Annotated in this window: 8 protein-coding genes and 1 pseudogene; 2 read left to right on the forward strand and 7 right to left on the reverse strand. The window is 33.9% G+C overall.

Going from position 1 to position 13,260, the window contains the following annotated elements:
- Window positions 1-210 precede the first annotated feature (210 nt).
- Both O4O04_RS18540 and O4O04_RS18545 read right to left on the reverse strand, forming a co-directional pair.
- Window positions 211-663 (reverse strand): LA_3150 family lipoprotein, encoded by a 453-nt coding sequence (locus O4O04_RS18540; protein WP_272533355.1) that lies wholly within the window; start codon window positions 661-663, stop codon window positions 211-213.
- 5 nt (window positions 664-668) lie between these two features.
- Window positions 669-2,252: a hypothetical protein gene (locus O4O04_RS18545; RefSeq protein WP_272533356.1), complete on the reverse strand. Its 1,584-nt coding sequence runs from the start codon at window positions 2,250-2,252 to the stop codon at window positions 669-671.
- Between the two features lie 79 nt (window positions 2,253-2,331).
- Between O4O04_RS18545 and O4O04_RS18550 the strand changes: the two genes are divergently transcribed.
- Complete coding sequence (locus tag O4O04_RS18550; RefSeq protein WP_272533357.1) at window positions 2,332-3,462, forward strand: hypothetical protein; 1,131 nt, start codon at window positions 2,332-2,334, stop codon at window positions 3,460-3,462.
- A gap of 87 nt (window positions 3,463-3,549) precedes the next feature.
- Here the strand turns inward: O4O04_RS18550 and O4O04_RS18555 are convergent, their stop codons facing one another.
- The 3 genes and pseudogenes from O4O04_RS18555 to O4O04_RS18565 form a co-directional block, all read right to left on the reverse strand.
- Entirely contained in the window at window positions 3,550-6,723 is a 3,174-nt protein-coding gene (locus tag O4O04_RS18555) for an efflux RND transporter permease subunit (protein ID WP_442915915.1), read from the reverse strand.
- Between the two features lie 54 nt (window positions 6,724-6,777).
- Window positions 6,778-6,996, reverse strand: a pseudogene (locus O4O04_RS18560) (hypothetical protein); the annotation flags it as partial.
- Window positions 6,997-7,048: 52 nt separating this feature from the next.
- Window positions 7,049-7,672 carry a response regulator gene (locus tag O4O04_RS18565; protein WP_272533358.1) on the reverse strand — a complete coding sequence of 208 codons (624 nt, stop codon included), beginning with the start codon at window positions 7,670-7,672 and terminating at the stop codon, window positions 7,049-7,051.
- A 297-nt stretch (window positions 7,673-7,969) separates the two neighbouring features.
- Here O4O04_RS18565 and O4O04_RS18570 point away from each other — a divergent pair, with 297 nt between their 5' ends.
- Window positions 7,970-8,881 (forward strand): haloalkane dehalogenase, encoded by a 912-nt coding sequence (locus tag O4O04_RS18570; protein WP_272533359.1) that lies wholly within the window; start codon window positions 7,970-7,972, stop codon window positions 8,879-8,881.
- Here the strand turns inward: O4O04_RS18570 and O4O04_RS18575 are convergent.
- The gene (locus O4O04_RS18575; RefSeq protein WP_272533360.1) at window positions 8,853-11,141 is read right to left on the reverse strand and encodes a hybrid sensor histidine kinase/response regulator; all 2,289 of its coding nucleotides are present in this window, start codon (window positions 11,139-11,141) and stop codon (window positions 8,853-8,855) included. The genes O4O04_RS18570 and O4O04_RS18575 overlap by 29 nt on opposite strands.
- Window positions 11,142-11,253: 112 nt before the next feature.
- Window positions 11,254-13,251: a sensor histidine kinase gene (locus O4O04_RS18580; protein ID WP_272533361.1), complete on the reverse strand. Its 1,998-nt coding sequence runs from the start codon at window positions 13,249-13,251 to the stop codon at window positions 11,254-11,256.
- Between the last annotated feature and the right edge of the window lie 9 nt (window positions 13,252-13,260).

A 13,260-nucleotide genomic window follows, 5' to 3' on the forward strand; every position in this document is an offset into this window, starting at 1 on the left:
GTGCCTATTAATTGAACAATCCAAAATCTAAAATATAATCCTGCTTAAAATTCGAACGAAATTTTTTTAATCAAATAATTGATATAGAATATTAGAATTTAATTAAAGCTAAATCAATTGCAATAGAGGGAATTTGCAGGCTCTCTGTTTAAGATACAAAACGTTCTAAAGAAAAATTTAATGATAAATAACGAAAATCGTGCTGTTTTTTTAATCAGAAAATCCAGCTTCTCTAATTGCTTTTGTATCACATAAAGAAGTCTGAGGACTGCAAGTATATGAACGCATGGAAATATTTCTTCCATTCACACGATTCTCGACCCCTCCGGAAAATCCCAGGAGTGCACAGGGTTTGTCACTTAATACAGATTTTTTGGTTGGTAAATTTCTTATTTCTTGTGGGTAATAAATATTATAATATGAGACAACATTGATTCCTAAAAATTGATCCAAGCACAAACCTTCATAAGAAGCAAAATCCCTCTGGTCAATAGTAATAATAGAGGTAGCTGTTTGATTGCTAGGATTCTGAAGTAACAATAGATAAAATCCAATCAAATCCTCATCCGTTCGATCCTTAGAACAATTGATCATGGATGCAATGATGATTAAATTTATTAGAATAAATTTATTGAGATTATTTCTAAATCTATTTTTAAGCATTTTAGTTAGTCTTCCATCTTTACAGCGCCCGACCAAAAAATCATCTGAACTTGAAAATAAAATTTATTATTATCCATATCTCTTGATTGATTCGAGATTGGATCATATCCGTATCTATCATTTTCAATTTGATAAAAAAATTGGAATTTCATCAAATGCCTTTCTGCAAATAAATTTACACCTAACCAATGACTTCTGAGAATATCTGTGTTATCCCTTCTACCATTTCTATTAAAATCTCCTTCAATTACTTCATATCGATATGTTGGCATTAAATACATACTTTTAATTGGAATAACATATCCCAAAGTATAGTTATAAGTTTCAGTATCGTTAGAAGCTTGACCTCTAAACCTTGTATATGCTCCTGAAGCATAATATCCGTTTACAGTGTATGTAAAATCATAGGTCAAAGCTTGAAGATCAAATTGTTTTCTACTTGGAGTTGTGATTGTATTATCAACATTGTAATCAGGCAGATCCTGTCTTACCAATCCTCCAGATTCAGAAGATTGATTGGTGAGAAAAGTCTGATTTGAAACACCTCGAGTAAAGGGTTCATACGAAGACATTACCTTTAACTCATTCATATGCATTCCACCTATCCCAATAGATAGTCTCTGATTGCTCTGAAAAATTTCCTCTCCTTCATGCCAACCTACATCATAACCATCCCTTATAAAACCACCAAATGGATCATAGGTGACTCTCCAATGATAAGCAGGCGATATCAATAGAGGTCTGGATCCACCCCTAGTTTCTGTGAGACCTGATTTATAACCCACACTTTCACTACTGGCACCTGTCCCATTTGTAATAGAACCTCTTACCAAGAGATGATTTTTATATTTATCAGAAAACAAACTCAGTGGATGAAATACATATTGTGCACCTAGGTCGAATTGAGGTAAGGTAGAATTTGCATACGATCTTTCAGGCGTTAAAAGATTTGCAGCAGAGCTCCACTCACGAAGAAAAGGGAGACGAATCTGACCTAGAAAAAGCATGCTCTCCATTACTGGAATATGAAACCAAAGATTTGCTTGGTATATTGATCCTTGACTTTTATTAATTTCAACTTGTTCAACTGCGCCTGTTATAGGGTTAGTTTTTGATGAAATATAAGGCCCTACAGATTGCTTTTCCATTGCAATCTGTGCAAGCATTCCCCACCATTTATTTCCTTCATAAATAAAACCAAACCTTAATCTTCGAAAATTCCAATCCACAGCATTGTAGTCCGATGACCCGTTGTTAAAGCTTGACTCACGTTGTCCTGACATACCTCTAAATTGAATGCGACCTGCAATTAATAATTTTTCTTTCTCTAATTCTTTAGGTCTATTTGCAAATCCTTCAGAAATTGGCAATGCTCGCACATTAGAGATATAAAATTTTTCAATTTCTTCAGTTGGTTCTTCTGCTACAATATCTTTCTCTTGCTTGTTAGGTTCTTTAATATCTGATAGTGGAAATCCTTCTACATCAGGAATTTTATATACTTGATTTTTCTTGGGTTTGTTGTCTTGAGAATCTGCGAATATTGATATATTATAAAAGAAAATGACAGCTATTACGGCAATTTTCATCTAGTTTACATTATATTTAATATTAGAATATTTGTCAAAAAAAGATTTACGATTAAGTTCATTAATTAGAATATACAGTATGACTAAGAGATTAACTTTTACAGTCTTATTTCTTTTTTATTCTATCACTCCTTTGCTTGCAGAAAAACTTTTGCTAATAAGTGACAAACCTTATGTGTTGGACAGAAATACTTGGAAATATTTTTTTAAAAATTCTTCTTGGAAAAGCAATGAAATCCTAGAAGCTGACCGGGATCACCTTTATATCTATCTCAACTCGTATAAAATTCCTGAGACAATGGAATGGAAACGACCATCTTGGGGACTCTGGAATTTAAAAGAAAATTCATTTCAACCTTACTCTAAAATACCTTCTAATTTAATTCCTATTAGAAGAGTTGGAAATCACATTTATCTTTCCAATAAGAATGAAACTGAATACTCTTACTACGATTCGGACCAAGAGAAGATATTAAAAATTCAGTCTTCGATAAAGATTCGAGGTTGGTTTCCACGTGCGGACAATAGCATCGCCTACATCATTGAAGATGAAAAATGTGATAGCTTCAAAGGATCAAAGAAAGGGAAAATGTGGAGTATTTGTGTAATGAGTTCGGATTTAGCTCAGATAGAAAAAATTAGTTCCATTGAACCCGGAATAAATCCTATGCTTACTGGAGATTCAGATAACTTTATTGTAATATGGCATAAAAATTTAAAAGATAAAGTTTGGATTTTAGATTCTATCAATCTAGATAATGGCTCAATAAAACTGATTACACAATCAAATCATGAAGATTTAAATAAACAGCAAACTCCTTTCTGGCTTTCCTGGATTGGAAACAATTGGATCATATATGAAAGATTTATTCAGCCAACAAATCCAGAAGCAAACAGTTCGACATCTCCGGCTAACAAAGAAGAGATTGTGACAGCTAGCAATCAGAAATCTTACATTGCCTATAATATTTCGAGTGAAAAGAGAAAAGAAATTCTATTAGACGAACAAGCTGAATTACTTTCGGAACCGGGTAGATTATCCAAAAGAACTTTCAGTTATAGTCCCTACTTGATTGTGATCAATTACAATAAACAAGATAACGGAATGAAGGTAATTGATGTGGAAGAGTTGAAAGTACTTTTAGAGACCAAATTTCCGTTCGAAGAGCTAAAAACTAAAAAGCCAGTTCATGCCGTATACCATCCGTAGAAAGGGATTATTCATAGGTTAGGTTAGGTTAGGTTAGGTTAGGTTATTTAATTAAAATTGAAAACTCATAGAGAATTAGATACTTTATCATTTTCGATTCAACATTTTTCCTTCAACCCAGCCGTAAGCAACAGGAACTAAGTATAAGGTAACCAAAGTTGATAAGAACATTCCACCAAGTATGGTGATTGCCATTGGAATTCGGGTTTCTTCGCCAGGTCCAATTGCTAGTGCTGGCGGGATTGCTGCAGCTATAGAACTAAACGAAGTCATAAGTATCGGACGCATTCGAAGTGGGCTTGCTTCCAAGATTGCTGAATGCATTTCTTCTTTATAATTTTCTAAAGAATTAGCAGAATCAATATCCGCATTTTCAAAAGTTTTCTTGGATCTAGCCTTTGAAATTTTCTTAGAAGTTTGTAATTTATGTCTTACTTGATTGATAAATTCAACCAGAATGATTGAGTTTTTCTTAACTAAACCTAACAAGAGTATCAATCCTATAAAACTATATACGTTGATACTCTGACCAAAACTATAAAGTGCGATTAAAGCACCGGAGAAACTAAAGGGTAACGCCAACAATATATAAATTGGCTGTCGCAAATGATTGAACTGACTTGCGAGTATCATATACGAAATCAAAATACCAACACCTAACACAGCTATTAAACTATTCATTGACTCGGAAGATGTTTTTGCTGCACCCGTTATTTTTGCAATATAGCCTTGAGGCAGAATTTCTTTCGCAATGCGAAGGGATTCTTCAATAGCCTGTTGCTGAGAAAAAGGATCCTTAGGATTGCCATAAATTGTGATTGATCTCGCCCTATCAACACGTGTGATATTTTTTTGAGATTCAGTTTCTTCAAATTTCAACAATCGACTTAGCATTACAATTTCGCCATGCGTATTTCGGACACTAGTCTCATATAGAGATTTTGGATCTTCACCTTCTTTCTTATCAATACGCACTTTGACATCGTAGGTTCTGCCGTTCTCGGTGAATTTGCCAGCCTTTCGTCCACCCATGAGTGTTCCAACCGTATTTCCAATATTTGCTATACTAACACCCATTAAAGCTGCAGATCTACGATCAGGAACTAACCTTAATTCTGGTTGACCTTTATTGTAGTCAGAATCCACGTCAGTGAGGTAACCACTATTTTCCAATTTTTCTTTTAATATCTCAGAATTTGAGGCGAGAACATCCCAATCTGATCCGGTCACTTGAATTTCAACTGGATAACCACGTCCCGCACTGAATCCACCTAGAGAAAAATCTTGAATAGAAATTTTCAAACTAGGAGCAACAATTGGAAGCTCATTTCTCAATTTTTCAAAAATTTCTTTCTGAGTAATTGACTTACCTGTATCAGAATTGATTGGTCGATCATTTTTATTTTTGAGAGTTGCATAGATCATTGCAGTATTGACATCGCCGCCACCAACTCCACCGACTGCGATAAAATAAGAATAAATTTCTTCCTTACTACGAAGATAGTCTTCGATCGGTCTTACTTCTTGATCAGTTCTATATATCGAGTATCCCACGGGAGCTCTCATTCGAATCAGAAACCGACCAGTATCTTGAGCTGGCACAAATTCTTTCTTCAAGGGGATAATAAGCAATAGAGATAAAGCAAAAAAACCAAATGATAATGAAATAATAGTTTTAGGGTGATTTAATGACCAATCGAGTGTTTGTCGGTATTTGTCCTGAATAGAAATCATCCTACTATCCACCCATGAATCAAATTTTGATAATTTGACTGATTCATCATCCTTAAATTGGGATGCTCGCATGGGTGTAAAAGTTAAAGCTTCGAATAACGAAAGCAGTACGGCAACGGACACAGTGACCGCAAATTCCAGAAAATACCGCCCAATGATTCCTGATATAAAAGCAACTGGTAAGAAAATTGCCACAATCGCAAGAGTGGCAGACAAAGCCGCAAACTGTACTTCCTTGGTTCCTTTGATTGCTGCCTCACGCCAACCTTTTCCCATTTCTCTGTGACGTACAATATTTTCTAAAACCATGATCGCATCGTCGACAACGATTCCTGTAGCAAGCGTTAAACCTAACAGAGTAAATGTATTCAGAGTAAAACCAAATAATTCTAGAAAGAAAAAGGTTCCAAGAATGGATGTCGGGATCGCTAACAAAATGTTCCATGTAGATTTCCATGAGCCTAAGAAGATTCTAGTTACAAATCCTGTGAGCAATGCCGAAAGCAACATTGTAAATTGCAATTCACCAATTGACTCACGAATGAAAATTGTATTGTCTGATGCCAATTGCAATTTATATCCGTCTGGAATATCATCTTGAAGGCTCTCGACTAATTCCTTTATATTGTCTGCGATATCTACTGCGTTGTAACCTTTTAATTTCTTGATCCCAAGACCGATCGAAGGAGATCCATTGAATCGAGAAATTCTGCGAATATCATCCAATCCATCTTCAATCTTTGCAATATCACCAAGCTTTATTAAACTGTAGATAGGAACGCCACTTCTGGAATTCACGTAAATTTCCTGAAAACTGGAAACTTGTGGAACTTCTCCAATAGAACGCAAACCATATTCCTCTAAACGGTTCTCGACACGTCCACCGGGAATTTCAATATTTTGCTCTAACAGTGTATTGGTGATATCATCAACAGTAATTTCTCGTTGAGTTAATTTCTTAGGATCCAAATAAACATTTACTGTGCGATCAACATAGCCACCAAGATATATCTCACCAACACCTGGAATTTTTTGGAATTGATCCTTAAGAACATCCTTTACATAGAGAACCATATCCTTCTTGGAATGCACATCAGAAGTAAGTGATACCCAGACAATCGGATTGTCTTCAGGATTGGATTTCATTAAGATAGGTGGATCCATCTCAACAGGCAATTTATTCTGAACCTGTGCTATCTTAGTTTGAATTTCTTGCAGAGCAACATCAACATCACGGCTCAATTCTAGCTCTACCGCAATATTTGCAGTATAGTCTTTGGAATAAGATTTTATTTCTTTTACACCTTCGACTGTTAGAATAACTTCTTCTACGATATCAACAACATCCGTCTCCATAACTTTTGCTGTTGCACCATCCAGATTCAAAATTACATTTACAACTGGAAAATCTACATCTGGCATTTGAGATAGATTCATCCTGGACATTGAGAATCCACCCAAACCAATGAGCGCTATCATCATCATCCAAGCGAATATGGGATTTCTTATTGATATAAATGTAAGCAATGTTCTAAAAAATAATTGATTTAATGTTTTGACTCAATAAATTGCAAAAAAGTCCTAATTTAAATTTATAATAGCTTCTACTTGATTGCCAGATCCATGATAGATCAATTCATCGAAGCTGATTTTTTTTGCAATCATGATACCTCGGCCAGATGCAAGAAAAACATTTCTACTCATTTTTTCTAAATTGGTATATTCTTCAATATTAAAGCCGTTCCCTTCATCCTTTACATGCAAATGAATACTATCCGCAAACTTTTCAAGCTTTATCTCAACAGATCGATTCTTGTATTTTTCTAGAGCAAATCTTCGGTTAACTTCATCGCTATATTTGTCTGTATCTTGTAATTCTTTTTTTTAATTCGTAACCTATTTCTAAATTACCATGCTCAATCGCATTGTGCATAATCTCCATAATTCCTGTAAGAACACGGCTAGGTTCTGGAAAAGCATTGGATAGAACAGGTGCCAATGCTAAAACATGATCAAAATTTTTAATGTAAAATTCGCCGTTCTTTATATACTTTAAAACATTTTGACTCAGTTTGAGATCTTCTCTCGCCTTCTTATATTTGAAATAGCCTTCAACTGCTAAATTAGTTATGGAAATTAATACTTTTTTCGAATATGGCTTGGTAAGATAATAGAAAGCACCCGATTCAAGTCCGTCAATGATATCTTTATTTCCACTAAGAGCAGTTTGGAGAACTACTGGAATTTCTCTAAGATCGCGATCAGATTTAATTAATTTTAAAACTTCAATTCCATCCATAACTGGCATTAAGCGATCTAAAATAATTGCTGCGAATTCAACTTTCTTTTTCTTAAGAATCTCCCAAGCCTGACTTCCATCAATTGCTTTGGTAAGAATATACCCACTTCCTTCCAAGGATTCTTCTATGATCCTAAGATTCAATTCTTCATCATCAATTATCAATATATTAATCATAGAATATGTTTACCAAAAAATGCAATATGTCTTCATAGAAAATTCATAAACCAGAAAACGCAGTATTTACTCCATCATATTAAACACTAACTCAATGTAAATTTTTAATAAAATATTTATTATTCAATTAGACGATTTCAAAATACTATATTTTAGAAGTTTGCAAGGCTTGAAACATTCATAGAATTGGAAGAATTAATGAATTGCAATAATTTCCGAAGAAGTTACTGTGAATTTTTCTAAATAGCAAGAATCTACTTTTTTCGCGATTAGAATTTTTGAAGCAAAGGAATCAATATGAGCAACGAAATCCCTTTTCTAAGAACACCAGATCATAATTTTGAGAATCTTCCAGGTTACCCATTTAAGCCAAACTATTTACAAATCAATCCAGGCAATCTGCGGATACACTATTTGGATGAGAATTCAATTTCAGAACAGACTGTACTATTGATGCATGGAGAACCGTCTTGGTCGTACTTATACAGAAAAATGATACCCATTTTTGCAAAATCTGGGTTTCGAGTTATTGCACCTGATCTAATTGGTTTTGGCAAAAGTGATAAGCCAATTGATAGAAGTGTTTATAGTTATGCGATATATGTTGAGTGGATTACAGAATTCATAAAGTCTTTAGATTTACAGAATATAACTTTAGTATGCCAAGATTGGGGTGGACTCATTGGATTACGAGTAGCCGCAGAGAATCCCGAACGATTCGTACGCATTTCAGCTGCTAATACTTTTCTTCCAACAGGAGAATTTCCTTTACCGCAGAGTTTTTTGGAATGGCACAACTTTTCGCAGAAAGCAAAGAGATTGCCAGTTGGAAAAATTATCAAAGGTGGCTGTGTAAGGGAAGTTTCTCCAGATGTTATCCGGGCATACAACGCTCCATTTCCTGATGAATCATATAAAGCTGCAGCTCGGGTTTTCCCAACGTTAGTTCCATCCAATCCAGAAGATCCTGCAAGTATTGCCAACATAAAGGCTTGGAATATTCTCAGGAAATGGACCAAACCTTTTCTTACTGCATTCAGTGATCAAGATCCAGTGACTAAGGGTGGTGATTTGATTTTTAGAAGAAGAATTCCGGGAACAAAAGGCCAACCGCACACAACAATTAAAAATGCTGGACATTTTCTTCAAGAAGACTGTGGAGAGGAGTGGGCTAATCTAATTATTGATTGGATACAGAATCAGAAATAATTTTTTTCAAATATTCTGGATCTAGAGATTTGGAAAAAATATGTTCAATTCCAAAGACACTTGCTTTCGATTTTAATTCTTGGAAAATATTTTCTTCGGTTTCCAAGTAAGATGTAATTAAGAAAATCTTGGTTTCCTTATATGCATCCATTTGACGAACGCGATAAGAAAAATCTAAACCGTCCATACCAGGCATTTGGTAATCAGTGAATATAAGATCCACTTTAAGAGATTTCAACTGCTCCAAGGCTTGCTCTCCACTATCTTTCTGAATAATTAAATATTCTGGCAAAATTTCTGCTAGTTGGTCATGAAAAAATTTTCGAAAATTAGGGTTATCATCAAGTGTTAACAATATCTTTTCTTTTTTAGGAAAAATCAATCGAACTTCCGTTCCTTCGGAAACTTGGGAATTTATTTCAATACCAATCTGGAGTGCATCCAAAATTTCTTTACTGAAAGGAAGTCCAAATCCTGACCCTCTCTCGCCTATCGTTCCTAGTGTTGAAATATTATGATCATAACTAAAGATTGTACCAAGCTTAATATTCTGAATACCTATACCTGAATCAATAATTTTCAATTCATATGAGTCCGTATATTCATAAAACTGAATATCAATTTTTCCTTTTTCTTTTGAAAACTTGATTGCATTAGAAAGAAAATTAGACATTGCAATACCAAGCAGTGAAGCATCGGTAATAATTTCGATTGAATCATCACCGGTAATTTGAAGCTCAATTTTCTTGTTATCCAAAAGCATTCTATGCCTTCCAATCGTTTCTTCTATTATATTATTTAGAGAAAGTTTTTCGAAATTAGGAATGATCTGATTCGATTGACTCTTAGAGTAATTGAGAATTTCTTCCGTCATACGGATTAAGCCTTTCAAAGTTTTTTGAGTTGGCTTGATATGTGATAAAATCTCAGTTTTACTTAAGTCTGGATCAGATAGAATAAAAGAAAGAAGCGAATAGACACCAGACAAAGGTGACTTAATGTCATGCGAAACTATTGAAATGAATCGATCTTTAAGTTGATTAGCATCTTTAAGATTTTGCATGGTTTCTCTAAGAGAACCTGTTCGTTCTTGTATTTTGTGCTCTAAGAACTCATTTGCCTCAATTAAGTTTTCATTTAGACTTTCATTGGCTATATAAGTTTTTCTAACTCGCAGAATAAGTATGAGAGAATAAATAAAAAACATGATCGAAAAACCCTCAAGTGTTGTTCTAATTGTTCTTATAATTCCAAGAGAGCTTAGGATATCTAAAGCTAAAGTTATTCCAACAATTACCAATCCAGTTAACAACAATTTTGCGTGATGTCTTCTATTTTTTGCTGCTTGAAGTATAATAACAAAGGAAAGAGAATACATTAAAAAATCAAATGCAATGATTGGAACGATTAATTTGTAGAAAACTTGCGTAGAATAGAATGTAGCAATAACAAGAATTAACTTAACAATTCCATAACAAAGTAAATAGCTACGCTTCATCTCGTTCGGAAATGTAGATCTCAAGAAAAGAAAAAATAAGGCTGGAACTATATGGAAAATTGAATTTTCCAATCGAACTATGAAATCATAGGAAATATCAGGATAATAATCCCAAAAAATTCTGTCAGTCGTTGATGAAACTGAAATTAGGATTGCAAATAAAAATAAAATTGATGCAAAAATCAATGAACTTTTATCTTTAGAATTGCTTATATAAATCCCAAGGTTAACAAAAATAAAAATTATTGAAATAAATATGAGTGCATAATCATACAATTTATTCTTATAAAGTAAATTATAGATAATAAATGATTTACCGAGTTTTGGTGCATCGATAATTCCAAGCTTACCAAAATTGTAATTCGAAATCTGAATGACAATATCGAAATGATTTGAATAGGAAAAAGCTGAGACCATCGGTTTTAGCTTCGGTACATGATTCTCAGCTGTTTCAGAAACGATACCTTGTTGATTAATCGGAATTCCATTCACAAAAATTCTGTGAGCTGTTCGTACCTTGCTTGTGAGAATACTCAATGTATCAAAATTAAGATTTGAAGAATCAATATCCACATGCAAAAAAAAAGTCATGGAATGTAATTCCGGATCCTGGATAGTATTTTTTCCTATCGTGGGAATTTGCATTCGAGTTGGATTAATTTTCTTATCATGAAAATCCTCAGGATTTCGAATACCAGGAAGTGCCAGCCACTCTCCAGACAAATTAATGGCATCGCCAGACCAATTGGATGGAATATTCATAACTCCATTCTTTATTTCATATTGAATATTTTCTTTAGAGCACGAGATAATTAATAAAAGGGAAATGAGAATAAAAATAAATTTCGATAAATTATAAATATTATTTTTAAATTTAAATTTCATTAGGCTGGGACAAAGGCAGAACGATTGTAAATTCAGCTCCTCCTGTTGGATGATTGTCGGCAAAAATAATTCCTCTATGCCCAGAAATAATTTCTCTTGAAATAGATAACCCTAAGCCAGTTCCACCTGTTCCTGCTTTTATTTGGCTTCCTTGTCGAAATTTCTCAAATATCAATTCCTTATCTTCATTCTCAATACCGGAACCATAATCACGAATCAATAATGCAACCCCAGGTTCACTGGAATCATTGTATTTTTTCATTGAATCAAGTTTTGTAAAATGAACGTCTATCCATGATTTTTCCGAACTGAAGCGTATGGAGTTGGAAAATAAATTTCTAATAACTTGCCCAATTTTTGAAGAATCAGCATCGATAAATATTGTATCGTCCGGCTTTTCAATATTGATTCTCATTTCTTTTTTTGTTATGACTGCTTCAAGCTCAAGACAAATATCTAAACATAGATCATACAAATTGACTTTATCAAAAATAAAATTCTCATTGCCTGACTCTAATTTAGATAGATCCAATATATTAGTCATGAGATTGATCAGTCTCTTTGCTGATTCCAAAATTATAGAAAAATATTCAGCTACTTTGGTTTTTTCCACTTTCTCTAATTTTTCAATTCCCAATTCCGCAAAACTCATAATTGCATGTATCGGTGTTTTTAGTTCATGTGAGACATTCGCAAGAAAATAAGATTTAGCTTGACTCGCTTTTTCTGCTCGATCTTTCGCTTGTACAACTTCTAAAGTTTGTGTTTGAACAATGCCCTCGATATTGCTTAACAACCCTTGCAGTTCTTTTCTTTGCGTAAGCAATTCTATTTCATAATTTTTACGCTGAGTTATATCTTGTGACAGTCCCAGAACCTGAGTTGCCTTTCCTTTAGAATCAAACTTAACCCTTCCTTCAGTGAGGATATATTTAATTTCTCCCGAAGGAGTATTTATTCTATACTCTAAATAGATATCTGGCATCTTATAATCGAAAGAACTAATGAATTCTTTTTTAACCGATTCTCGATCTTCATCGTGAATGATTCTCATAAAATACTCGGGTGTATTCTCCAATTTTAAATCAGGAATTTCTGAAATATTCTTAAATTCATCTGTGACCGACATGATATTCTCTTGAACATCATAGAAAAATGAAAAAACTTTTGCAATCCGCTGTGTCTCGAGCAGAAGTTTTTCTTTTTCTAGAATTTTCTCTTGAAAAATAACTTTATCTGAAATCTCTCTAATGATCACAATGATCTCATTATTGAGCAATGGAAAAAATCTTGCTTCAAAATGACGACGATGAACACCTAACGGAATAACATATTCCATTGTTACAAGATTGCGATCTTTTTTGACTTTTTCAATCGATGCCCGAACTCGTTCTGATAAATTGGAAGGAAGAAAACTTTCTATTGATTTATGAAGGAAGACTTCTGGTGGAACATACAATTCCGCTTCAATATCCGATTTATAATCGAGAACGATTCCGAATTGATCGAGACGAAAATATAAATCTGGAATTGCATCGAAGATTGCTTTGAGTTCATTGTTCTTGCGATTGAGGTCTTCTTTTACATTCTCATCTTCTGTCTTATCCAAACCAACTATGACAATTTGCAATTCAGATTCTGGAATATTCTGAATTGCAAAAGCGTGATTTTCAAATGTTCGGAGTTTTCCATCGACCATGATCGATTGCTGAAAGCGAATATTCTTTTGCGATTTTATTACTGGAGTTAACTGTGTTTCTAAATTCGGATACAATTCGTAGACATTCATCCCAACGGGATAATATTCTTTTGGAACTGCATTATTTATATTTCCTTTGGTTTCAAGAATTTGCCCAGATACGTCCAATCTCGTAATTACAACTGGGACATAATTGAATATCCCTTTTAGAATCTCACGATCCAGAAATTCCTGTAAGCTTCCAACCTGCACGCATACAACTTTATTATCAAAAAATTTTAAAAGCAAGATGTTTTG

The sequence above is a fragment of the Leptospira sp. GIMC2001 genome (assembly GCF_028462125.1).
Taxonomy (GTDB): domain Bacteria; phylum Spirochaetota; class Leptospiria; order Leptospirales; family Leptospiraceae.

Bases quoted from the DNA above. Each gene is read 5' to 3' on its own strand.
- O4O04_RS18575 (WP_272533360.1), bottom strand. From the start codon at position 11,141: ATGAATATTCCATCCAATTGGTCTGGCGATGCCATTAATTTGTCTGGA.
- O4O04_RS18550 (WP_272533357.1), top strand. From the start codon at position 2,332: ATGACTAAGAGATTAACTTTTACAGTCTTATTTCTTTTTTATTCTATC.
- O4O04_RS18565 (WP_272533358.1), bottom strand. From the start codon at position 7,672: ATGATTAATATATTGATAATTGATGATGAAGAATTGAATCTTAGGATC.
- O4O04_RS18570 (WP_272533359.1), top strand. From the start codon at position 7,970: ATGAGCAACGAAATCCCTTTTCTAAGAACACCAGATCATAATTTTGAG.
- O4O04_RS18540 (WP_272533355.1), bottom strand. From the start codon at position 663: ATGCTTAAAAATAGATTTAGAAATAATCTCAATAAATTTATTCTAATA.
- O4O04_RS18545 (WP_272533356.1), bottom strand. From the start codon at position 2,252: ATGAAAATTGCCGTAATAGCTGTCATTTTCTTTTATAATATATCAATA.